The sequence below is a fragment of the Neomelitea salexigens DSM 19753 genome, from assembly GCF_000422345.1.
Classification (GTDB): Bacteria; Pseudomonadota; Gammaproteobacteria; order Pseudomonadales; family Spongiibacteraceae; genus Spongiibacter; species Spongiibacter marinus_A.
Map to the genome: position 1 here is coordinate 172,985 of NZ_AULP01000003.1, position 21,835 is coordinate 194,819.

21 protein-coding genes are annotated in these 21,835 nt (G+C 55.3%); 15 read left to right on the plus strand and 6 right to left on the minus strand.

The window, feature by feature from the left end; translation table 11 throughout:
• Positions 1 to 55: 55 nt before the first annotated feature.
• The 6 genes from dapD to map all read right to left on the minus strand — a co-directional run bounded on the left by dapD (position 56) and on the right by map (position 6,897).
• Positions 56 to 1,093, minus strand: coding sequence for a 2,3,4,5-tetrahydropyridine-2,6-dicarboxylate N-succinyltransferase (gene dapD / locus H573_RS0106760; RefSeq protein ID WP_027873601.1), 1,038 nt, complete (start codon positions 1,091 to 1,093; stop codon positions 56 to 58).
• A gap of 20 nt (positions 1,094 to 1,113) precedes the next feature.
• On the minus strand, positions 1,114 to 1,473 hold the full coding sequence (locus H573_RS0106765) for an ArsC family reductase (RefSeq protein ID WP_027873602.1): 360 nt from the start codon (positions 1,471 to 1,473) through the stop codon (positions 1,114 to 1,116).
• Positions 1,474 to 1,569: 96 nt separating this feature from the next.
• Positions 1,570 to 2,250 (minus strand): endonuclease III, encoded by a 681-nt coding sequence (nth, locus tag H573_RS0106770; RefSeq protein ID WP_027873603.1) that lies wholly within the window; start codon positions 2,248 to 2,250, stop codon positions 1,570 to 1,572.
• Positions 2,247 to 3,437 (minus strand): succinyldiaminopimelate transaminase, encoded by a 1,191-nt coding sequence (gene dapC / locus H573_RS0106775; RefSeq protein ID WP_027873604.1) that lies wholly within the window; start codon positions 3,435 to 3,437, stop codon positions 2,247 to 2,249. Before dapC ends, nth begins: the two co-directional genes overlap by 4 nt.
• Complete coding sequence (locus H573_RS0106780) at positions 3,437 to 6,100, minus strand: [protein-PII] uridylyltransferase (protein ID WP_027873605.1); 2,664 nt, start codon at positions 6,098 to 6,100, stop codon at positions 3,437 to 3,439. Before H573_RS0106780 ends, dapC begins: the two co-directional genes overlap by 1 nt.
• A 5-nt stretch (positions 6,101 to 6,105) precedes the next feature.
• Positions 6,106 to 6,897, minus strand: a complete 792-nt coding sequence (gene map / locus H573_RS0106785) for a type I methionyl aminopeptidase (protein WP_027873606.1) — start codon at positions 6,895 to 6,897, stop codon at positions 6,106 to 6,108.
• A gap of 288 nt (positions 6,898 to 7,185) precedes the next feature.
• Here map and rpsB point away from each other — a divergent pair, with 288 nt between their 5' ends.
• The 15 genes from rpsB to rnhB all read left to right on the plus strand — a co-directional run bounded on the left by rpsB (position 7,186) and on the right by rnhB (position 21,823).
• Complete coding sequence (rpsB, locus tag H573_RS0106790; RefSeq protein WP_027873607.1) at positions 7,186 to 7,932, plus strand: 30S ribosomal protein S2; 747 nt, start codon at positions 7,186 to 7,188, stop codon at positions 7,930 to 7,932.
• Positions 7,933 to 8,040: 108 nt separating this feature from the next.
• On the plus strand, positions 8,041 to 8,904 hold the full coding sequence (gene tsf, locus H573_RS0106795; protein WP_027873608.1) for a translation elongation factor Ts: 864 nt from the start codon (positions 8,041 to 8,043) through the stop codon (positions 8,902 to 8,904).
• An 83-nt stretch (positions 8,905 to 8,987) separates the two neighbouring features.
• Positions 8,988 to 9,719, plus strand: coding sequence for a UMP kinase (pyrH, locus tag H573_RS0106800; RefSeq protein ID WP_027873609.1), 732 nt, complete (start codon positions 8,988 to 8,990; stop codon positions 9,717 to 9,719).
• A 65-nt stretch (positions 9,720 to 9,784) separates the two neighbouring features.
• Positions 9,785 to 10,306, plus strand: a complete 522-nt coding sequence (gene frr, locus H573_RS0106805; RefSeq protein ID WP_422730524.1) for a ribosome recycling factor — start codon at positions 9,785 to 9,787, stop codon at positions 10,304 to 10,306.
• Positions 10,307 to 10,326: 20 nt separating this feature from the next.
• Positions 10,327 to 11,085: a polyprenyl diphosphate synthase gene (gene uppS / locus H573_RS0106810; protein ID WP_051171072.1), complete on the plus strand. Its 759-nt coding sequence runs from the start codon at positions 10,327 to 10,329 to the stop codon at positions 11,083 to 11,085.
• A gap of 20 nt (positions 11,086 to 11,105) precedes the next feature.
• Positions 11,106 to 11,942, plus strand: coding sequence for a phosphatidate cytidylyltransferase (locus tag H573_RS0106815; protein ID WP_027873612.1), 837 nt, complete (start codon positions 11,106 to 11,108; stop codon positions 11,940 to 11,942).
• Positions 11,942 to 13,117 (plus strand): 1-deoxy-D-xylulose-5-phosphate reductoisomerase, encoded by a 1,176-nt coding sequence (gene ispC, locus H573_RS0106820; RefSeq protein ID WP_205618911.1) that lies wholly within the window; start codon positions 11,942 to 11,944, stop codon positions 13,115 to 13,117. The genes H573_RS0106815 and ispC overlap by 1 nt, the downstream gene beginning before the upstream one ends.
• An 11-nt stretch (positions 13,118 to 13,128) precedes the next feature.
• The gene (gene rseP, locus H573_RS0106825) at positions 13,129 to 14,487 is read left to right on the plus strand and encodes a sigma E protease regulator RseP (RefSeq protein ID WP_084497962.1); all 1,359 of its coding nucleotides are present in this window, start codon (positions 13,129 to 13,131) and stop codon (positions 14,485 to 14,487) included.
• A gap of 84 nt (positions 14,488 to 14,571) precedes the next feature.
• The gene (gene bamA, locus H573_RS0106830) at positions 14,572 to 17,154 is read left to right on the plus strand and encodes an outer membrane protein assembly factor BamA (protein WP_027873615.1); all 2,583 of its coding nucleotides are present in this window, start codon (positions 14,572 to 14,574) and stop codon (positions 17,152 to 17,154) included.
• A gap of 30 nt (positions 17,155 to 17,184) precedes the next feature.
• Positions 17,185 to 17,694: an OmpH/Skp family outer membrane protein gene (locus tag H573_RS0106835; RefSeq protein WP_027873616.1), complete on the plus strand. Its 510-nt coding sequence runs from the start codon at positions 17,185 to 17,187 to the stop codon at positions 17,692 to 17,694.
• Entirely contained in the window at positions 17,694 to 18,755 is a 1,062-nt protein-coding gene (gene lpxD, locus H573_RS0106840) for a UDP-3-O-(3-hydroxymyristoyl)glucosamine N-acyltransferase (RefSeq protein ID WP_027873617.1), read from the plus strand. The genes H573_RS0106835 and lpxD overlap by 1 nt, the downstream gene beginning before the upstream one ends.
• Before the next feature lie 2 nt (positions 18,756 to 18,757).
• Positions 18,758 to 19,198, plus strand: a complete 441-nt coding sequence (gene fabZ, locus H573_RS0106845; protein WP_027873618.1) for a 3-hydroxyacyl-ACP dehydratase FabZ — start codon at positions 18,758 to 18,760, stop codon at positions 19,196 to 19,198.
• Positions 19,198 to 19,995: an acyl-ACP--UDP-N-acetylglucosamine O-acyltransferase gene (lpxA, locus tag H573_RS0106850; RefSeq protein ID WP_036255992.1), complete on the plus strand. Its 798-nt coding sequence runs from the start codon at positions 19,198 to 19,200 to the stop codon at positions 19,993 to 19,995. Before fabZ ends, lpxA begins: the two co-directional genes overlap by 1 nt.
• 42 nt (positions 19,996 to 20,037) lie before the next feature.
• The gene (lpxB, locus tag H573_RS0106855) at positions 20,038 to 21,210 is read left to right on the plus strand and encodes a lipid-A-disaccharide synthase (RefSeq protein ID WP_027873620.1); all 1,173 of its coding nucleotides are present in this window, start codon (positions 20,038 to 20,040) and stop codon (positions 21,208 to 21,210) included.
• On the plus strand, positions 21,197 to 21,823 hold the full coding sequence (gene rnhB / locus H573_RS0106860; RefSeq protein ID WP_234701846.1) for a ribonuclease HII: 627 nt from the start codon (positions 21,197 to 21,199) through the stop codon (positions 21,821 to 21,823). The genes lpxB and rnhB overlap by 14 nt, the downstream gene beginning before the upstream one ends.
• The last annotated feature ends 12 nt before the right edge of the window (positions 21,824 to 21,835 follow it).

A 21,835-nucleotide genomic window follows, 5' to 3' on the forward strand; every position in this document is an offset into this window, starting at 1 on the left:
AATACAAAAACGCCGCCCAAAGGGGCGGCGTTCTCAAGCGGCTGTTTACCCAGGCTTAGTTGTGGGCGTGCAGCATGTCATTGAGGGCGATTGCTGACTTGTTTGTCAGCACCTCAATGGCGCCATTTTTGGAGTTGCGGCGGAACAACAGGTCCGATTGGCCAGCCAGGTCGCGGGCCTTGGCAGTGCCTGCGTGCTCACCTTTTTCATCGATCATGGTGACGACCGATCCAGCGGTGATGTAGAGGCCGGCCTCTACTGTGCAGCGGTCGCCCAGTGGAATACCCACGCCAGCATTGGCGCCGATCAGGCACTCTTTGCCGATGGAAATAATAATATTGTTGCCGCCGGACAAGGTGCCCATGGTTGAACAGCCACCGCCCAAGTCGGAACCAGAACCAATCATCACCCCGGCTGAGATGCGCCCTTCAATCATACCGGGACCTTCTGTACCGGCATTAAAGTTAACAAAGCCTTCGTGCATGATGGTGGTGCCCTCGCCGAGATAGGCGCCAAGGCGTACGCGCGCGGTGTGGGCAATACGAACACCGGAGGGCATAACGTAGTTCGTCATTTTGGGGAATTTGTCGACGGACATGACCTCAAGCAATTCACCGTTCAAGCGGGCTTCTAATTGGCGCTGGGGCAGCTCGCGAAGGTCGATAGCGCCTTGGTTGGTCCAGGCAACATTGGGCAGAACGCCAAACAGGCCGCTTAGGTCCAGAGAGTGCGGCTTGGCCAGGCGATGAGAGAGCAGGTGCAGCTTCAAGTAACCCTCGGGTACCGAGCTGGGGGCAGCGTCGTCAGCCAGCAAGGTAACAACCAGCGCCTGTTTGGCGGTTGCCAGCTGTGCGGCGATATCGGCCTGGGCGCTGTCGCCGGCGGCCTTCAGTGCTTCAGCGACGCGGCTCATTTGCTCGCTGTTTACAGTAATTGCCGCATTGCCGCCTTTGTACTCAACAATGGGGGCGATCGCCGCGCATAAGGCTTCAGCGGGTTGTAGCAATGGCTGGGGGTAGAAGACATCCAGCCATTCGCCTTTGCTGTTTTGGCTGCCTAGACCCAGGCCCAGGCTAAATAGTGCGTTACTCATGAAGGTTCTCTCTTACAGGCTTAAAGCGTGTGGTGGGTAAATAAACGTTCGTAGTGCTCGGCTTTAAAGCCAAGCTGACGCGCGCTGCCGGTGTCGAGCAGTGGGCGTTTCATTAATGTTGGGTGCTGTTGCAGCAGTTGCACTGCCGAGGCGTCGTCATCAATTGCGCGGCGCTGTTCATCATTTAGCTGTTTCCACGTGGTGCTGCGCTTATTGATCAGGCTGTCGCCCAGCTCTTGCAGCCAGCTGTGCAGTTGCTCGGCGGCAAGGGCCTGTTCGCGGACGTCGTGGAACTGATAGTCGACATTGTGATCATCCAGCCAGTGGCGTGCCTTGCGCACCGTGTCGCAGTTTTTAATTCCGTATAAAGTCGTTGTCATGGCCAATGCTGTGTTCTGAAAAGGCTCGGCATCATAGCAAAAAGCCGCGCTGGGTTCACGGCGCGGCCACGCTCGGCGGACGCGCCATCGGTGTGTTTATGCCTTGCGGGTTTTCTTGGGGTGTTTTCGCTGGGGATAGCAGGTGGTGCATATCTCACAGACGGTGCCGTCGCAGCCACGCGCGCTGCAAAATTCGCGGCCGTAGTAGATGATTTGCAGGTGCAGAGCATTCCAGCGGTCTTTGGGGAACAGTCTTTTCAGGTCTTTCTCGGTTTGGGCAACGCTTTTGCCATTCGTCAGCCCCCAGCGTTGCGCCAAGCGATGAATATGGGTATCGACTGGAAAAGCGGGTACGCCGAAGGCCTGCGACATGACGACGCTTGCGGTTTTGTGGCCGACTCCGGGCAGGGTCTCCAGTGCTTCCATGTCTTCTGGCACCTGGCCATTGTAGTCGGCAAGCAAAATTTCCGAGAGCCGCTTGATGGCTTTCGACTTCTGCGGAGACAGGCCACAGGGGCGGATGATCTCGCGAATATCGTCGACACTTTGCTGGGCCATATCCGCCGGATTGTCGGCGAGCGCAAACAGTGCCGGGGTCACTTGGTTGACGCGCTCATCGGTACATTGGGCCGATAGCAGTACCGCCACCAGCAGGGTGTAAGGGTCTTTGTGATCCAGCGGGATTGGCTGGGTGGGGTAGAGCTCGTCGAGGCGGCGCAGAATAAAGTCGACGCGCTCAGCCTTCAGTAAGTTACGCCCTGGTTCGCCTGCGTTCATGCGTTGAGCGTCTCCACATAGCGGCGAATACGCTGGGCGGCCTCGACACAGTTTTCAAGCTCGGCGACCAGCGCCATGCGCACATAACCACTGCCGGGGTTACTGCCATTCACCTCTCGCGAAAGGTAAGAGCCGGGCAATACGGTGACATGCTGTTGATCAAACAGCTGTTTAGCAAATTCCGTGTCGGCGATGGGCGTTTTTGCCCACAGGTAGAACGAGGCTTCGGGCTGTTGTACGTCTAAGCAGCCGCCCAGTTCCTCTAAAACCCGAGCGAATTTCTCGCGATAGAGGTCGCGGTTTTCTTTTACATGGGCCTCGTCGTTCCAGGCAGCGACGCTGGCAAGTTGGTGTTGAATGGGCATGGCGCAGCCGTGGTAGGTGCGATACAGCAGGAAGTCGGCCAGCACCTTCGCATCCCCCGCGACGAAGCCTGAACGCAGACCGGGCAGGTTTGAGCGTTTCGACAGGCTGTGAAACACGACGCAGCGCTCGTAGTTATCGCGCCCCATTTCTGCACAGGCTTGCAAAAGGCCTGCGGGAGCGTGCTGCTCGTCAAAATACAGTTCGGAGTAGCATTCATCGCTGGCCAGGATGAAGTCGTACTTATCAGCCAGTCGGATCAGCTTTTGTAACGTGGCGACGCTGGTGACGGCGCCGCTAGGGTTGCCCGGGGAGCATAGGTACAACAACTGGCAGCGCTGCCAAACTTCCTCGGGCACGGCGTCGTAGTCAGGAATAAAACCATTGCCGGCGTTACAGGCGAGAAAGTGGGGTTGTGCACCGGCTAATAGCGCCGCGCCTTCATAGATCTGGTAGAAGGGGTTAGGGCTGCATACCAGGGCGTCATCGCTGGGGTTGACGACGGCTTGGGCAAAGGCAAACAGGGCCTCGCGGGTGCCATTGACCGGCAGTACCTGCGTTTCAGGATCTAAAGTCTTCAGGCCAAAGCGGCGCTCGGCCCAGTGCGCAATACTTTGGCGCAACTCGGCTATTCCCTTGGTTGTGGGGTAGTTGCTGAGTCGGCCCAGCTCATTGGCCAAGGTGTCGGCAACAAAGCACGGTGCAGGGTGACGGGGTTCGCCAATGGATAGCGGAATCGGCGGCAAGTCACTGCTGCTGGTGCCTAACAAGGCACGCAGTTTTTCGAAGGGGTAGGCCTGTAGCGTTTGTAGGCGCGGATTCATTAGGCTGATTTACTCGCTTTTTCATCCAGCTCGGAACAAATCGCGTGTTGAATTTGTTCACACAGTTGGGGGTCATTGATCGGGCGGTTGTGTTCGTCGGTGACAAAGAACACGTCTTCAACGCGCTCACCAAGGGTGGCGATTTTGGCATTTTGCAGGTACACGCCGTAGTCATTGAAGATCAGCGCCAGCCTCGCCAATAGGCCTGGCCGGTCTGGGGTAATAACTTCAAGCATGGTGTGACCTTTATTGAGGTCGGTGGCCATACTGGTGCGCGTCGGGGTGGAGAATAGGCGCATTTGCCGGGGCATGCGGCGACTGCTGAGGTCAGGGGAGTCGTCGGGTTTCTCAAGTTGTTGCGTCAGAAACTCGGTGATTTCGCGGATGCGTTCGGGGTTGTCGCCAATGGGTTCGCCATCCACACCGAGTACGTAAAAGGTATCCAGCGTGTAGTTGGTCCCGGTATTGTAGATTCGCGCATCTTGTATGCTGAGGTCAAGTTGTTCCATCGCGCCAGCCAGTACCGCGAATGTGCCTTTACGCGACGGTGCGTGCACAAAGATCTGCGTTGCGCCTTCGTGGTCCAGCAGCCCGCCTTCCTTCACTAATACCAGTGAGTCCTCGGGCGAGGTGCGCTGAGCGATAGCACGGCAGTGCCAAACAATGTCGTCGACTTGCTCGCGGATAAAATAGTCTTCACCCGTGCTTTTCCACAGCTCGCGAATTTCTTCTTCGGTAAAGCCGTAGTCTTCGAGCTTTTCGATAGCGCCAAGCTGGGTCTCTGCAATCCACTCCTGCTTATCGATGGGATTTTCCAGACCGCGCCTCAGGGCGCGGCGCGTTTCTGCATAGAGCTGGCGCATTAGTGAGGCGCGCCAGGACGTCCACAGCGTCGGGTTGGTCGCATTGATATCGGCAATGGTTAAGCAGAAAAGGTAGTCCAGGTGCTGCTGGTCACCCATTTCCAGGGCGAAATCGCGGATCACATCGGGATCCTGGATGTCTTTGCGCTGTGACACCGAGGACATCTCAAGGTGTTTCTCCACCAGCCAGGCAACGAGGTTGGTGTCGCGCCGGTTTAAACCGAGGTATTGGCAAAACTCGCGCGCATCCACCGCGCCTAGGGTGGAGTGGTCGCCGCCGCGCCCTTTGGCAATGTCGTGGAAGAGCCCGGCGAGGAATAGTAATTCAGGCTTGGGCAGACGCTGCATGATGCGGCAGGCCATCGGGTAGACCTTCACCATGTCCGGGTAGCGGAAGCGGCTGAGGTTCTTGATGAGTTCCAGGGTGTGGGCATCGACCGAGTAGATATGGAAAAGGTCGTGCTGCATTTGGCCGGTGATTTTGCCAAATGCCGGGATGAATTTTCCGAGTACGCCAAATCGCTTCATTCGACGGAGGTTGAGTGCGACGCGCTGCGGGGCGCGCAATAACTCCATGAAAAATCGCTTATTGCGCGGGTCGGCGCGAAACTCGTCGTCGATTAAGTGACGCGATTTGCGGATCAGTCGAATGGTGCTGGCACGCACGCCGTCGATAGCGTCGTGATGGGCCATTAACACAAAAATTTCCATCAGCGCGGAGGGCGTTTTTTCAAACACTTTTTCGTTGCTAACTTCGATATGGCCGTTGCGAATGCGAAAGCGCGGGTTGAGCTCAAGTACGGTCTCCGCCTCGCAGGCGCGCAGAATGGTTTCGTCGAAGTGCTGCATCAGTACGTCGTTGAGCTCACCGAGGTGCTGCGCCCAGCGGTAGTACTGTTGCATGAAGCGCTCTACGGCGAGTTTGCTGTCGTCGTCTTCGTAGCCGAAACGGGCGGCCAGGGTTCGCTGGTGATCAAACAGCAGGCGGTCTTCTTCACGACCAGTGATTAAATGAAGGGCGAAGCGCAGGCGCCAGAGGTAGTTCTGGCCGTCTTTTAGCGTGTCGAGTTCTTCCTGACTTAAAAAGAGTTTTTCGCGCAGCTCGTCGATGGATTGGGCGCCAAAGTGGCGTTTGATCACCCAGCCGATCATTTGAATGTCGCGCAGGCCACCGGGAGAGCTTTTAATATTGGGTTCGAGGTTGTATTCGGTATTGGCGTATTTGCGGTGGCGACTGATTTGTTCGTCCCACTTTGCCCGGAAAAACTCGGCGCTGGGCCAGATTTGGTCAGGGCCGACTTCGTTCATCAGCAGCTCGTGCAGGGTGGCATTGCCCTCAAGCGGGCGCGACTCCATTAGGTTGGTAACCACCGTGATGTCGTCAATGGCGGCTTGGCGGCATTCGTCGATGCTGCGCACGCTGTGGCCGATCTCCAGGTTGATATCCCAAAGGTGGGTGATAAAGCCTTCGATATTTTCGCGGTAGTTGTGTTGATCGTCGCGGCTGAGAATCAGCAGGTCGATATCCGAGCAGGGGTGCAGCTCGCCGCGCCCATAGCCTCCAACGGCAATGAGGGAGATGTCGTCCCCCCATTGATACTGCGACCAGAGGTTGCGCAGCAGAATGTCGATTTTCTCTGAGCGCAATTTTACCAGCGTATGTACAGCCTCGTCGGCGTCAAAGCGTTCTCGGAGCTCATCCTGGAGCTCGCTGAGGTACTGTTTATAGGTCGCGATTAAATTATCGGACTGGGCCGTGGCATCCTGCAGGGCCTCTGCATTCAGAAGCGTGCTGCTCATAGAAATTAACCTTTATAGAAGGGCTCGTCGGGGCGGGCAGTGAGAACTTCCACGCCATCGGCGGTGACCGCCATGGTGTGTTCCCACTGCGCCGAGAGTCGGCGATCTTTGGTGGTAACGGTCCAGCCGTCTTTCAGGTTGAGCTTGGTGTGTTTCTTACCGGCATTGATCATGGGCTCGATGGTGAAGGTCATGCCTTCTTTTAATACCAGATCATTGCCGCGGTTGTAGCCCTCGCCATAGTGGAGAACCTGAGGGTCTTCGTGGAAGCCTCTGCCGATGCCGTGGCCGCAATACTCTTCCACCACGCTGTAGTGGTTACTCCGTGCATGTTTGGCGATCACTGTGCCGATATCGCTCAGGCGCGCGCCCGGTTTAACCAATGCAATGGCTTTATACAGGCATTCCTGGGTCACGACGCACAAGCGTTTTGCATGTTCGGGCACATTGCCAACGTAGTACATGCGGTTGGTGTCGCCGTGCCAGCCATCTTTTATAACAGTGACATCGATATTGAGCAGGTCTCCGTCCTTCAACACCTTTTTGTCCGAGGGGATGCCGTGGCAAATGACCTCGTTTACCGAGGTACAGATGGATTTCGGGAAACCGTTGTAATTAAGCGGCGCCGGAATGGCTTGTTGTACATCGACGATATAGTCGTGGCAGATCTTATCGAGTTCAGCGGTGGTAACGCCGGGGCGAACGTGCTCGGCGATCATGTCCAGCACTTCGGCGGCCAAGCGTCCTGCCACGCGCATGGCGGCGATTTCCTCAGGGGTTTTGATAGTTACATTCATAGTGGGGTGATCTGCCCGGATAGTCGTTAAACTGAAAACAGCGCATTGTAGACTATCGCCGCAGCAGACGCGATTGCTCAGCCGCGTCATTGCCTGGGATAGCGTGATTTCTGCTTTATGTCGCTGGGGGCTTGTGGTATAAATACGCGCCCCGAAAGCAGGCCCTCTGCTGAAAGGGCATAAACGACGCGCATTCGTCGACACGTAATCCCGGGTGCTGCAGCATGGCTGTGGTTGGGTTGCGGGGCGGATGCAAGTTCCTAACCCGATGAAAATCAAGGAAAAATCATGTCTCATGTAAGCATGCGTGAAATGCTGCAAGCCGGCGTTCACTTCGGTCACCAGACGCGTTACTGGAACCCCAAAATGGCACCCTTCATCTTCGGTGCCCGCAACAAAATTCATATCATCAACCTCGAGCACACTGTTCCTGCGATGAACAATGCCTTGGACGCGCTGGCTAAGCTGGGCGCGAACAAAAACAAGGTGCTGTTTGTTGGAACGAAGCGCGCTGCCGGTAAAATTATTGCCGAGCAAGCTAGCCGTGCCGGTATGCCCTATGTGAGCCACCGCTGGTTGGGCGGTATGCTGACAAACTACAAAACTATCCGTCAGTCTGTTCGTCGTCTGCGTGAGCTGGAAACTCAGGCTCAGGACGGTACTTTTGACAAGCTGACCAAGAAAGAAGCCCTGATGCGTCACCGCGACATGGAGAAGCTTGAGCGCTCCATCGGTGGTATCAAAGAAATGTCAGGCCTGCCTGATGCGCTGTTTGTTATCGACGTTGACCACGAGCGCATCGCTATCCAAGAAGCTAACAAGCTGGGTATTCCGGTATTTGGCATCGTGGATACGAACAGCAACCCCGATGGCGTTGATTACGTAATCCCCGGTAACGATGATGCGATCCGTGCGATCAAACTTTACGTTACTGCTGTAGCTGATGTGATCATCAATGCTGGCGCTAACGCCGCAGTTGCTGCCGACGAATTTGTTGAAGTAGCGCAGGAAGAAGGCGACGCAGCGGCCGAGTAATTGGCCTGTGTAATCGCGTAAAAGGGGGCAAGGCCCCCTTTTTTTGGATATTTATTGAGCAGGCCCGCAGGGTGGGCCGAAATCAAGCCCAAACAAGAGGATTTTAAGATGGCTGTTTCAGCAGCAATGGTTAAAGAGCTTCGCGAGCGCACTGGTCTTGGCATGATGGAGTGCAAAAAAGCACTTAATGAAGCCAATGGTGACATCGAACTGGCGATTGAAGAGCTGCGTAAGTCAAGTGGTATGAAGGCGGCTAAGAAGGCCGGTCGTACCGCTGCTGACGGTGTTGTTGCAACCAAAGTAGCCGAAGACGGTAGCTATGCCGTGGTTGTGGAAGTGAACAGTGAGACCGACTTTGTGGCTCGCGATGAAGGCTTCTTGAGCTTTGTTGACTTGGTTGCTAACAAAGCCTTTGCTGAAAAGCAGGACGACGTGGCTGCGCTGATGGCGGGTGAGCTGGAAGTTGCTCGTGAAGCGCTGGTACAAAAAATTGGTGAAAACATCTCGGTTCGCCGCATCCAGGTGCTCAGCGCTGAAGCAGGTGTTGTGGACAGCTATGTTCACTCTAACAACCGCATTGCCGTGTTGGTGGCCCTGAAAGGTGGTGATGCTGAATTGGCGCGCGACGTTGCCATGCACGTGGCTGCAGTAAACCCCCGTGTTGCCAAGCAAAGCGATATGCCTGAAGAAGAAGTTGCCAAAGAGCGTGAAATCTTCACTGCGCAAGCGCAGGAGAGTGGCAAGCCAGCTGAGATCATCGAGAAGATGATTGAAGGTCGTATCCGCAAGTTCCTGTCGGAGAATGCTCTGGTTGATCAGGCTTTTGTTAAAGACCCTGAGCAGACAGTGGGCAAGTTGCTGAAGAATGCCGGTGCCGATATTCAAACCTACATTCGTTTCGAAGTGGGTGAGGGCATCGAAAAAGAAGAAGTCGACTTCGCAGCCGAAGTGGCTGCACAGCTCAAGGGCTGAGTCGCGGAAGCGGGGCCTCAAGGCCCCGTTTTTCTATGCGATGATTAAAGTGTGTGCGGTAAGTTGATTTGCAGGGGTGAAATATGTCCACTCAAAGTCGGGACAAAAAATATAAGCGCATTCTTCTTAAGCTGAGTGGTGAGGCCCTGATGGGGCAGCTCGGTTTTGGCATTGACCCCAAGGTGCTCGATCGCATGGCACTGGAAGTGGGGCAGCTCGTCGGTATTGGTGTACAAGTTGGCCTGGTTGTCGGTGGCGGCAATCTATTCCGTGGTGCAGCACTACAAACGGCAGGCCTGGATCGTGTAACCGGCGATCACATGGGTATGCTGGCCACCTTAATGAATGCACTTGCCATGCGCGACGCGCTCGAGCGCAGTAATATCAAGTCGTCAGTGATGTCGGCGATCCCGATGAGCGGCGTGGTTGATCACTATGATCGCCGCAAGGCCATTCGCGCGCTGAGTCGCGGCGAGGTGGTGATTTTTGCCGCGGGTACAGGTAACCCCTTTTTCACGACCGATTCTGCAGCGTGCCTGCGGGGCATTGAGGTCGATGCAGACTTGGTGCTTAAAGCCACCAAAGTGGATGGCGTGTACAGCGCTGACCCAATGATTGATCCCGATGCTAAGAAATACGACCATTTGAGTTACGATGAGGTATTGGACAAGAAGTTAGAGGTCATGGATCTCACGGCGATTTGTCTGTGTCGCGACCACGAGATGCCGCTGCGCGTCTTCGCCATGGAGCAGCAGGGTGCGCTGTTAAATATTGTGGTTGGTGGCAACGAGGGAACTTTGGTATCAGCGGGCTAGTGCCGCGGTGCCAATTGAGGAGAGATAAAGTGATAGACGAACTCAAGCAAGATGCCGAAGAGCGCATGGCAAAGGCCATTGAAGCGCTAGGTGGCAATTTTAATAAAATTCGCACGGGGCGCGCCCACCCAAGTCTGTTGGACAATATTCGCGTCTCTTACTACGGTGCTGAAACGCCGCTTTCTCAGCTGGCAAATATCGGTGTTGAAGATGCCCGAACGCTTACGGTTACGCCCTGGGAAAAGAACGTGGTGCCCGATGTTGAGAAGGCCATCATGAAGTCGGACCTCGGCTTGAACCCCAGCACCGCCGGTGCGGTTATTCGTATTCCAATGCCCGCCCTGACGGAAGAGACTCGTAAGGGCTATATCAAGCAGGCTCGTCAAGAGGCCGAGCGCGCGCGGGTTTCGGTGCGCAATGCGCGTCGCGACGTGCTGGCGGATATCAAAGAGCTGCTGAAAGAGAAAGAGATCAGTGAAGACGAAGAACGTCGCGCTCAGGATGACGTGCAAAAAATCACTGATAAATACGTCGCAGAGGTTGATAAAGCACTCGCGGCGAAAGAAAGCGATCTAATGGAAATTTGATCGACTAAGAAGCAGTTTTCATGGCAGTTGATATGGCCCATCGTGGCTCAGAACCTTCCGCGGCGCCTCGGCATGTCGCCATCATTATGGATGGCAATAACCGCTGGGCGAAAAAGCGCGGACTCAAAGCAGCAGGTGGACATCGCGCCGGTGTGGAAGTGATTCGCGGGCTGCTTAAGTGCAGCCGCGAGCGCGGCGTAAAGGTGATTACGCTGTTCGCGTTTTCCAGCGAAAATTGGCAGCGTCCAAGCATGGAAGTCCAGGCTTTGATGCGGCTGTTTGGCAGTTATCTGGATAGCGAGACCAAAAAGCTCCACGAAGATGGTGTGCGAATGCGCTTCATCGGTGAGCGGGGACGTTTCTCCGCTGGCTTGCGCAAGCAGATGGACTACAGCGAGCAGCTCACGCGCTTTAACACTGAAACGACTCTAGTGATCGCTGTGGATTACGGCGGTCAGTGGGATATTGTCAGCGCCGCACGCGAGCTTGCTCAGAAAGTTGAAGACGGGCAGTTGCGCGTTGACGACATCGATATTACTTTGTTTGATCAACACACGGCCCTGGCTGATCTGCCCAAACCGGATTTGTGCATACGCACCGCCGGTGAACAGCGCATTAGTAATTTTATGCTTTGGCAGCTTGCCTACAGCGAGTTTTATTTTTGCGATTGCTTGTGGCCAGATTTTGATGAAACGGAATTGCATCGGGCGCTAGACGCCTATGCCAGCCGTGAGCGCCGCTTCGGGGGCCGCGATAATGATAATGATAACGGCGAATAGACACCGGAGATTACCCTCTTATGCTTAAGCAGCGGATTATTACCGCCGTCGTGATAGTGGCTGCGCTACTTGCTGCCATGGCCTATCTGTCGGCGGGTCAACTATCGTTACTGTTCGCTGGCATTGTGCTGGTGGCCGCTTGGGAATGGGCTGACCTCAGTGACCTGCGGCCTCAGGTGGCTAGGCTGGCCTATGTCTTGGTCATAGGTGCTCTTATTGCCAGTGTGTACGCGCTGTTGGGCGATGTTGCCTCCTGGTCGGCGGCAGCGTTGCAGGAGTTGTTTGTCGCGGCTTGTGTGTGGTGGGCGGTCGCGTTGCTTTGGGTTAAAGGCTATCCGGTGAGCGCTGGCTTGTGGGGTTCTCGGCCGGTTCGCATCGTTATGGGGGTGGCGGTACTGCTGCCTACGTGGCTGGCGTTGAGCTATCTGCGCAATCTTCCCAATGGGGCCTGGTTGTTGTTAATGCTGGTGGCCTTGGTTGCCATCGCAGACATTGGTGCCTATTTCTTTGGCCGCCGTTTTGGCAAGGCGAAATTGGCGCCGGCGGTCAGTCCGGGTAAATCCTGGGCCGGGTTCTGGGGCGGCTTGGCGTGTAGCGTGTCTTTCATGGCTGCGCTCTGGTACTTCTGGCCAGGCGGTATGCCCGTAAGCTTGCCGGCCATGTTGGTGTTGGCGGCAATCACTTCATTGGCTTCGGTGCTGGGCGACCTGTTAGAAAGCATGGTTAAGCGGCATCGCGGCATTAAAGATAGTAGCCAGTTGTTGCCGGGTCACGGCGGCGTAATGGATCGCGTTGACAGTTTAACCGCTGCATCGCCGGTGTTTGCCCTGGGGCTAATGTCGGTGGGCTGGCAGTAATGGAGCGCGTGACGGTATTGGGGTCTACCGGCTCTATCGGCGTCAGTACCTTGGATGTGCTGTCGCGTCATCGCGACACCTTCGAGCTGTATGCCATCACTGCAAATAGCAGCGTAGAGGCAATCCTACAGCAAACGTTGGCTCACCAGCCTCGCTATGTTGTGCTGCGCGATGAGTCTAGCGCTGAGCAGCTGGCGACGCAGTTGCGCCGAGCGGGCAGTGAATGCGAGGTGCTTGCCGGCGAGGCGGGGCTGTGTAAGGTCGCCGCTGAAGCTGACACGGTGATGGCGGCGATAGTGGGGGCGGCCGGTTTGCTGCCTACATTGTCGGCCGTTGAGGCGGGGGCTAAAGTTCTGCTGGCCAATAAAGAGTCATTGGTTATGGCGGGCCAGTTGTTTATGGATGCGGTCGAGCGCAGCGGTTCGACGCTGTTGCCTATCGACAGTGAGCACAATGCCATCTTTCAGTGTATGCCCGGCGTGCATCGCCAAGGGCTCGATGCGCAGGGGGTGCGACGCATTTTGCTGACCGGCTCCGGCGGGCCCTTCCGGCAGCGCTCGGTGGAGAGCTTGGCGTCGGTGACGCCCGATGAGGCCTGCGCCCACCCTAATTGGTCTATGGGGCGAAAGATCTCCGTCGACTCCGCCACCATGATGAACAAAGGGCTCGAGCTTATCGAGGCGTGCTGGTTGTTCCACTGCCCCCCGGAGCGCATCGACGTGGTGGTTCATCCGCAAAGCGTTATTCACTCGATGGTCGAATATGTCGATGGTTCCGTGCTGGCGCAAATGGGCCAGCCCGATATGCGCACGCCGATCGCCCATGCCCTGGCTTGGCCTAAGCGCATGGAATCCGGCGTTGCCTCTCTGGATTTAATTGTGCAGGCGCGGCTGGATTTTGAGGCCCCGGATGAGCAGCGTTTCCCCTGTTTGCGCCTGGCAAGAGAGGCCGCAGAGCTTGGTGGCAGTGCCAGCGCCAGTTTGAATGCAGCGAATGAAATTGCTGTTGAGGCGTTTTTGGCAGAGCAATTGCCGTTCACCGCAATACCGACACTGCTGGAGCGCGTGATGGCTGACGTTGAAAATGTTGAACCGCTGACACTGGGCGATGTCCAAGCTGCGGACCTTCAGGCGCGTGAGCGCGCGCGGTCTCTCGTTCGCGAATTTGGATTTTGAGGTAGCTGGCCGTGCTGGGACTCCTGCAAACGATATTCATCACGGTACTGACACTGGGTATTCTGGTGTCAATTCATGAGTTCGGTCATTTCTGGGTGGCACGCCGCTGTGGTGTCAAAGTGCTGCGTTTTTCTGTGGGCTTTGGCAAGCCGCTGCTTAGTTGGCGTGACAAGTTGGGCACTGAGTACGCCGTAGCGGGAATACCGCTGGGTGGCTATGTAAAAATGCTGGACGAGCGCGAGGGCGAGGTTCCTGAAGACCAGCGCCACATGGCCTTTAACCGGGCAACGCCGATGAAGCGCATCGCGATTGCCGCTGCCGGCCCCTTAGCGAATTTCGTACTGGCCATATTTGTATACTGGCTGGTTTTTCTCAATGGCGTTAGCGGCGTTGCGCCGGTCATTGATCGCGTTGCCCCCGGTTCACTGGCTGAGCAGGCTGGTCTCATTGAAGGTCAGGAAATTGTTGCTGTTGATGGCGTGGAGACCCCTACGTGGGAAACGCTGCAAATGCAGTTGCTGGAGCGCATTGGCGAGAGTGGCGAACTCAGTATCAGCGTGAAAACTGCGGGCTCGAGTCTGCGCTACGAAAACCGCGTTCAGATCAACAAGTGGATGCAAGGCCTGGAAGAGCCGCGCCCTCTGGACGAGTTGGGCGTGACACTGTTTGTGCCTGAATTAGTGCCTGAAATTGGTGAGCTGGTCGCCGGCGGAGCCGCACAGCAAGCGGGTTTGCAGGAAGGCGATATCATCGTTGAATCCGACGGAAAAGCGGTGTCGACCTGGCAGGATTGGGTGCAAATTGTTCGCGCCAGCCCCGATAAGGCGCTGTCTCTGCGGGTTAAGCGCGAAAACCGCTTGCTAGATCTTGTGATGACGCCGCAGAGAAAGCTTGAAGACAACGGCATGGCTGTCGGTTTTGCTGGGGTAGGGGTTAAGCCTCCGCAATGGCCCGAGAGCATGCTCCGAGAGGTGGATTACGGCCCCGTGGCCGCCCTGGTTGCTGCCGGCGAAAAGACGTGGCGCATGAGTGTGTTTACGCTGGAATCGATAAAAAAAATGATCACCGGCTTGTTGTCGCCGAAAAACTTGAGTGGCCCGATAACGATTGCTAAAGTGGCCGGCTCTTCCGCTCAGTACGGCTTTTTTTCGTGGCTGAGTTTTCTGGGTTTGCTGAGTATCAGTTTGGCGGTATTGAACTTGCTGCCAATTCCGATCCTTGATGGCGGACATATTGTCTATGCCGCGATTGAGGGCATTATCGGTCGCCCGGTAACGGAACAAGTGCAGGCATGGGCTAACCAATTGGGTTTGGCGTTGGTGGTGTGTGTCATGTTTTTTGCTTTATATAACGACGTATTGCGCCTCTGATTTTAGGGTTTAGCGATATATTTTACCCAGTGCTCTTGCACCCTTGTTTTGGTGAAGAGCCCTAGCCGTGGTTGCTGGTTTTTGATGAAACGCTTTTTCCTGTACGCATTGTTTTTTTGTTTGGCGAGTCCGCTTGTGTCTGCGCAAACGCGCATCAACGATATCCGTGTTGAGGGTTTGCAACGTATTGCGGCCGAAACGGTGTTCTCTGCGTTGCCGCTCAATGTCGGTGACCTGATCACCCAGCAAGCTGTTGCCCAGTCTTCCCGTGCGCTGTTTGCTACCGGCAATTTCGATGATATCCAGATCGGTGTGGACAAAGACGTTCTGGTTGTTCGGGTAACAGAGCGCCCCGCTATCAGCAAAATTAATATCGAAGGTAACAAAGCCCTGGCAACCGATGCCCTGTTAGACGGTTTGAAAGGGGCCGGTCTGGCCGAGGGTCAGGTATTCAAGCGGGCAACGCTTGAAAATATGCGAATGGAATTGACCCGCCAGTACGTATCTCAGGGTCGTTACGATGCCAGTATTGAAACCGATGTGGTCGCCGAACCGCGCAACCGGGTGTCGATCTCGATCAATATAGATGAAGGCAGTACCGCGTCGATCAAGCACATCAATATTGTCGGCAACAGTGTTTACGATGATGAAACCCTGCTCGACGAATTTGAGTTAAAGCCCAGTGGCTTCTTCTCCTTCTTCAGCAGCAGCGACAAGTACGCGCGGGAAAAGTTGAAAGGCGACCTGGAAACGCTCAACTCCTACTATCTTGACCGCGGGTATCTGCGCTTTAACACCGACTCAATCCAAGTCTCGATCAGCCCTGACCGTAAGTCGGTGTACATCACCGTCAACGTCACAGAGGGTGATAAGTATACCGTGAGCGGCGCTGAGCTATCGGGTGATTTGGTCATTCCCGAGGATGACCTCAAACGCTTTATTTTAGTGCGGGAAGGCCAGGTGTTCTCGCAGGCCCTGGTTACCAGCACTGAAGAGTTTCTCGTCAAACGCTTGGGTAACGAGGGCTATAACTTCGCAAAGGTACGCGGTATTCCTGAAGTCGATGAAGACGCCGGTACCGTCGCCCTGAAGTTCTTTATCGATCCGGGTAAGCGCACTTACGTTCGACGGATCAGTTTCGAGGGCAATGAACGCACCGCCGACGAAGTGCTGCGCCGAGAAATGCGCCAGATGGAAGCGGCCCCCGCATCGGCAGACAAAATTGAATTGTCGCGTATTCGCTTGGAGCGCCTGGGCTACTTTAAGGGGGCGAAAGTCGATACGCTTGAAGTACCGGGTAGTGACGACCTGATCGACTTGACCTACTCGGTTGAAGAACAGAGCTCCGGCAGTTTGGGTGCCAGTGTTGGTTTCTCGCAAGACAGCGGTCTGTTGCTCAGCGCGAATATCCAGCAGAACAACTTTCTGGGTACCGGCAAACAAGTGGGCTTTGGTGTGTCACGCAGTGACTTCCTGACCAGTGCCAGCTTTAATTATCTCGACCCATACTTTACTGAAGATGGTGTTAGTCGCGGTTTCTCGGTGTTCTACCGCGCCACCGACTTCGAAGAGGTCAACGTTGCCAGTTATACCACCGACACTTACGGCACCAGCGTTAACTTTGGCTACCCGATATCTGAAACTGAGCGCTTAGGGTTTGAGCTGGGTTATAACTTAACTTCCATCGAAGCCGGCGTCCGCGCGGTGAAGGAGATTAAAACCAGCCCTCGTATTTTCGATGCCGTGGATAACTACTTTGTGAGCACGCGCGACCCCAGTACTGGTCGTTACACGGTTGCTGAAGTACTCGAGGATATTGCCAACCTGCCTGCAGGCGCTTTAACAGAAAGTGACGAGCCGGGTTTCTTGGATGAATACGGCGATGAGTTTGGCAACTTTACCGCGGGGATTTCGTGGCGCCAGTCGACATTGAACCGGGGCCTGTTGGCAACGCGCGGTGCCTCTCAGTCTGTGTCGCTGGAAGCGTCAATTCCGGGGTCAGACCTCGAGTACTACCGACTGACCTACAATGGCCAGCTGTACGTGCCGCTCAGCAATAGCTTTACACTGCGCTTTAAGACTGAGCTCGGATACGGTGACGGCTACGGTAACCTGGATAAATTGCCTTTCTATGAGCACTTTTATGCAGGTGGCTTCAGCTCAGTCAGGGGATACCGGAGTAATACACTTGGGCCGCGCAGCTCACCAGCCGATATCTATCGTATTTCGCAGGCGGCAACAGCGATCGACAGTAACGGCAACGCGACGGCGCTGTCAGCGCAAGCCGCCTACGTCCTAGACCCGGCAACCGGGAAGTTAGTGGTAGATACGGCGGCCTCGCTGGGCGATGAAGCCGATCCATTTGGCGGTAATGTGCTGATGGAAGGCAGTATTGAGTTGTTGTTCCCGTTGCCGTTCGTGAAGGATCAGCGCTCTGTTCGCAGTGGTCTGTTCCTTGATGCGGGTAATGTATTCAGTACTAGCTGTAGCTCTACTCAGGTCAACTGTTCGTCTCCCAGTGTCGATGAGCTGCGATACTCTGCTGGCTTTGGTGTTACATGGATCACAGGTTTCGGCCCGCTGACCTTCAGCTTAGGCCGGGCACTGAATGACGAAAAAATTGACGAGACCGAAATTTTCCAGTTCTCTCTCGGTCGGACTTTTTAACCTACATAGAATAATGTTTAGGAGTGTTACATGAAGGTAGTTAAATTTGCCGTTTTAATGGTAGCAATGCTGTGGGGTTCCGTTGCCCTGGCCCAGGGGCGCATCGCGGTTTTTGATTTGGAAGCGGCGGTTCTCAATACTGATGTTGCTAAGCAACGTTTGAACGCGCTGCGTAATCAGAAGGAATTCAAGAACAACTTGTCCGAGCTTGAGACAGTGCGCAAAGACTACGAAAAGCTCGTGCAAAAACTGCAAAAAGACATTGAGATCATGAGTGCAGAGCAGCGCCAACTGGCCAAGAATCAGATCGATTCAAAACGCTCTGACGGCGAGCACTTGGCTCGTAAGATCGAAGCTGCACAGCAGCAGGAAGTGCAGACCATCATGAAAGAAGTTGGACCCAAGCTTCAGAAGCTGCTGCCCGAAATTATTAAAGAAGAAAACATCGGTTTACTGCTGCCAGCTAAGGCGGTAATGCACGCCGATGCGGGATATAACATTACTGCTAAAGTTGCCGACAAGCTCAATCAGGCAAAATAATGGCTGAGCAAAAGTCTTTGCGCCTTGCTGATTTAGCGGGCTTGCTGAAGTTGCCGTACGAAGGAGACGGCAACTTGGTATTGACCGGCATGGCGGCGCTGGACAATGCGAGTTCCTCGCAGCTGAGTTTTCTCGCCAATGCCAAGTACCGCAGCCAGTTGGCTGAGACGGCAGCAGCAGCGGTGATTATTCACCCCGATATGGTCAGCCATGCAAATGAAACGCGGCCAGAGATTGCTGTGATTGTGTCGGCGAATCCCTATCTTGCCTACGCGGAAGCCAGCGCGTTATTCGATCCTCTCGAAAAGCCCCGCGCCGGTATCCACCCCTCTGCCGTTGTTATGTCGGAAAACATTCACGCCAGTGCCAGTATTGGCGCCAACTGCGTTATCGAAGAGGGCGCGATCATCGGCGAAAATGTGGTGATCAGCGCCGGGACGATAGTGGGACGGGGCAGTAGCGTGGGTAAATGCAGTTACCTTCATGCCAATGTCACTGTCTACCACGGTGTCAGTATTGGTGAGTCCTGTGTTGTCCACTCCGGCGTGGTCATTGGCGGCGACGGATTTGGCTTTGCGCCTTCTAAGCAGGGTTGGGTGAAAATACATCAGCTCGGTGGCGTGCGCATTGGCGACCGGGTGGAAGTTGGCGCGAATTCCTGTATTGATCGAGGTGCGCTCAACGACACCGTCATTGGCGACGGCGTCATCATGGATGACTTCACCATGATCGCTCACAATGTTGAAGTGGGCGCGGGTACGGCAATGGCAGCCTGCTGTCAGGTTGCGGGCAGTGCCGTCATTGGTAAGAACTGTACCTTGGCGGGCAATATTGGTGTGGTTGGGCATATCCGTATCGCCGATGGCGTTCATCTTACCGCCCGGAGCCTGGTCACAAAATCGATTAGTGAGGCCGGCTCCTATTCTAGTGGTGGCAGTCCTCTAATGCCGTCTGCGCAGTGGCGAAAGAACACTGCCAGACTGTCCAAGCTTGATGATTTGTATCGCCGTGTTCAGGCGATGGAAAAAGAACTGCGAACGCTGCACGAGGAAAGAGATTGAGCATGGTTATGGATATAAATGAGGTTCAGGAATACCTCCCTCACCGCTACCCCTTTTTATTGGTAGATAAAGTCGTCGAGTTGACGCTTGGCGAGTCGATCGTTGCAATTAAAAACGTTACCGGAAATGAAAACCATTTCAACGGTCACTTCCCTGGCTTGCCGATTATGCCCGGCGTGTTGATTATTGAGGCAATGGCTCAGGCCGCTGGCATTCTCGGGTTTAAAACGCTCGATAAAAAGCCCTCCGATGGCTCGATCTACATGTTTGCCGGCGTCGATAACGCGCGTTTCAAGCGACAGGTTGTCCCCGGCGACCAGCTGATCCTGAAAGCTCAGTACGTCTCAGACCGCAAAGGGCTGTGGAAATTTGAGTGTCAGGCTTATGTTGAGGATACGTTGGCCTGCTCGGCAACCATTTTATGTATTGATCGGAAGAAGTGATGCCAGGCCATATTGATGCCAGCGCGGAGATCGACCCGCGCGCGATCATTGACCCCACGGCGGTCATTGGTGCGAATGTAAAAATCGGTCCGTGGACGATTGTTGGTCCAGGTGTTGAGCTGGGCGAAGGCTGCGACGTGCGCTCGCACGTTGTGCTCAAAGGGCCGAGCCGCATCGGCAAGAACAATACGATTTACCAATTTTCCACGGTGGGCGAGGACACGCCAGACCTGAAGTACAAAGGCGAACCGACCGAGCTGATCATTGGTGACAATAACGTGATTCGCGAGGGGGTTACGATTCACCGCGGCACGGTGCAGGACCTGGGTAAGACCGTGATCGGCAGCAACAACTTGTTGATGGCCTATGCACACGTGGGGCACGACTCGGTGATTGGCGATCATTGCATTATGGTCAACAACGCTTCGTTGGCGGGGCACGTTGTTGTCGGTGACTGGGCGATTCTCAGCGGCTATTCGCTGGTCCATCAGTTCTGCTCGATAGGCGCCCATAGTTTTTCCGGGTTTGGTTGTCATATCAGCAAAGACGTTCCTGCCTATGTTACCGTCAGCGGTAGCCCGGCTGAGGCCAAGACCATTAACGTGGAAGGCCTGAAGCGCCGTGGTTTCAGCAGCGACGCGATCAGCGCTATTCGTCGCGCCTACAAGATTATCTACCGCCAGGGCTTAACCGTCGACGAGGCGCTGAATGCGCTGCAACCGCTGATCGCGGAGCACCCGGAAGTGGAATTGATGGCAGCCTCCCTGAAACAGTCACAGCGCGGTATTGTTCGATAAGCGCTATCAACCAAGGGCCGGTGCGCCGGCATTGATTGCGATATGACTCCTCTCAAAATCGGTTTGATCGCCGGCGAGGCCTCCGGCGATATTCTCGGCGCCGACTTGATACGCGCCATTCGCCAGCGCTTTCCTCAGGCAGAGTTTGAGGGCATCGGCGGCCCCTTGATGATCGCGCAGGGCTTTCACTCTATTTGCGATATGGATCGCCTGTCGGTCATGGGCTTTACCGAGCCCTTGAAGCGCTTGCCGGAGCTGTTGCGTATTCGCCGCCACCTAAAGCGCCACCTTATTGCATGGCAGCCAGATGTAGTGGTGGGTATTGATTCGCCGGACTTTACGCTGAATGTCGAGCGCAGTATGCGCGAGCGCGGTATTCGCACTGTGCATTATGTCAGCCCCTCTGTGTGGGCCTGGCGTCAGGGTCGAATCAAAACCATTGCGAAAGCGGTGGATCACATGCTGACGCTGTTCCCGTTTGAGCAAAGTTTTTACCAAGAGCACGGTGTGCCAGTGAGCTGCGTGGGTCACCCTTTAGCCGATCAAATTCCGTTTGACGATCAGCGTGAAGCCTCGCGGCAATCCCTGTCGATAGAAGGGGATAACCCAGTGGTAGCGCTGTTGCCGGGGAGTCGCGCTGGCGAAGTGTCTCAATTGATTCCCATCTTTTTGGAAACCGCGCAGTGGCTGCGTCGATCGCTTCCCAATATCGAATTTATCGTGCCTGCTGCCAACGCTGACAGAAAACGCCAGATATTGGATGCCATTGCCCAGCAAACTGCCGACTTGCCGGTGCGCGTGGTGTTGGGTGAGTCTCGGACCGTAATGGCGGCCGCCGACGCGGTATTGATGGCGTCGGGGACAACCAGCTTGGAAGCACTGTTGCTGCAGCGCCCCATGGTGGTGTGTTATCGCTTTAGTAAAATGAGTTATGCACTGCTGTCACGTCTGGTCAAAACGCCATTTTTCTCGCTGCCTAATTTACTCGCACAACGGGCGCTGGTGCCGGAGTTGTTGCAAGACGAAGTGTCGGCGGAGGTGATAGGACCGCTGATTCTTGAACAGCTAAGCAATGAAAATCACCGGGAGACCCTGCTGGCTGAGTTTCGGCGCATTCATCAGGACCTGGCGCGCAATGCCAGTGAGCGTGCGGCCAGCGAAATTCTCGCCATTGCCGGTGTGTCTCAACAGGAGTCTGCTAATCGTGCAGACTGATGACCTGTTTGCCGATGCACCGGATTACCCGCGACTCACGGCGGGTGTCGACGAGGTGGGTAGGGGGCCGCTGTGCGGCGATGTGGTTGCGGCCGCGGTGGTACTTGACCCGCTGCAGCCGATTGAGGGTCTGAATGACTCTAAAAAATTAAGCGAGAAAAAACGCGAAGCCCTGTTTGATATCATCCGCGAGCGCGCCCTCAGCTATTGCGTTGCAAGAGCAAGCGTGGAAGAAATTGATCGCTTAAATATTCTGCACGCCAGTCTGCTGGCAATGAAGCGTGCAGTGGAAGGTTTGCGCTACCAGGGCGCCGAACTAGAGCCCGAATTGGTGCTGGTCGATGGCAATCGGCTGCCGCAGTGGCGCTACCGCGCCGAGGCAGTGGTCAAAGGTGATAGCCGGGTAGCGGCAATTGCCGCTGCCTCGATTCTTGCCAAGGTTGTTCGCGACCGAGAAATGCAGGCGATGGATGTCCAATATCCGGGTTATGGTCTTGCCGGTCACAAGGGCTACCCGACGAAGGCGCATCTTGAGGCGCTGAAACGCCTTGGCGTTAGCCCAATACATCGGCGTAGCTATGCGCCGGTCAGGGCGCTTTTAGAAGAATCCTAAATAAGGCAGCTG

Coding starts and splice junctions, on each gene's coding strand:
- dapD (WP_027873601.1), bottom strand. CDS start 1,093: ATGAGTAACGCACTATTTAGCCTGGGCCTGGGTCTAGGCAGCCAAAAC.
- H573_RS0106765 (WP_027873602.1), bottom strand. CDS start 1,473: ATGACAACGACTTTATACGGAATTAAAAACTGCGACACGGTGCGCAAG.
- nth (WP_027873603.1), bottom strand. CDS start 2,250: ATGAACGCAGGCGAACCAGGGCGTAACTTACTGAAGGCTGAGCGCGTC.
- dapC (WP_027873604.1), bottom strand. CDS start 3,437: ATGAATCCGCGCCTACAAACGCTACAGGCCTACCCCTTCGAAAAACTG.
- H573_RS0106780 (WP_027873605.1), bottom strand. CDS start 6,100: ATGAGCAGCACGCTTCTGAATGCAGAGGCCCTGCAGGATGCCACGGCC.
- map (WP_027873606.1), bottom strand. CDS start 6,897: ATGAATGTAACTATCAAAACCCCTGAGGAAATCGCCGCCATGCGCGTG.
- rpsB (WP_027873607.1), top strand. CDS start 7,186: ATGTCTCATGTAAGCATGCGTGAAATGCTGCAAGCCGGCGTTCACTTC.
- tsf (WP_027873608.1), top strand. CDS start 8,041: ATGGCTGTTTCAGCAGCAATGGTTAAAGAGCTTCGCGAGCGCACTGGT.
- pyrH (WP_027873609.1), top strand. CDS start 8,988: ATGTCCACTCAAAGTCGGGACAAAAAATATAAGCGCATTCTTCTTAAG.
- frr (WP_422730524.1), top strand. CDS start 9,785: ATGGCAAAGGCCATTGAAGCGCTAGGTGGCAATTTTAATAAAATTCGC.
- uppS (WP_051171072.1), top strand. CDS start 10,327: ATGGCAGTTGATATGGCCCATCGTGGCTCAGAACCTTCCGCGGCGCCT.
- H573_RS0106815 (WP_027873612.1), top strand. CDS start 11,106: ATGCTTAAGCAGCGGATTATTACCGCCGTCGTGATAGTGGCTGCGCTA.
- ispC (WP_205618911.1), top strand. CDS start 11,942: ATGGAGCGCGTGACGGTATTGGGGTCTACCGGCTCTATCGGCGTCAGT.
- bamA (WP_027873615.1), top strand. CDS start 14,572: ATGAAACGCTTTTTCCTGTACGCATTGTTTTTTTGTTTGGCGAGTCCG.
- H573_RS0106835 (WP_027873616.1), top strand. CDS start 17,185: ATGAAGGTAGTTAAATTTGCCGTTTTAATGGTAGCAATGCTGTGGGGT.
- lpxD (WP_027873617.1), top strand. CDS start 17,694: ATGGCTGAGCAAAAGTCTTTGCGCCTTGCTGATTTAGCGGGCTTGCTG.
- fabZ (WP_027873618.1), top strand. CDS start 18,758: ATGGTTATGGATATAAATGAGGTTCAGGAATACCTCCCTCACCGCTAC.
- lpxA (WP_036255992.1), top strand. CDS start 19,198: ATGCCAGGCCATATTGATGCCAGCGCGGAGATCGACCCGCGCGCGATC.
- lpxB (WP_027873620.1), top strand. CDS start 20,038: ATGACTCCTCTCAAAATCGGTTTGATCGCCGGCGAGGCCTCCGGCGAT.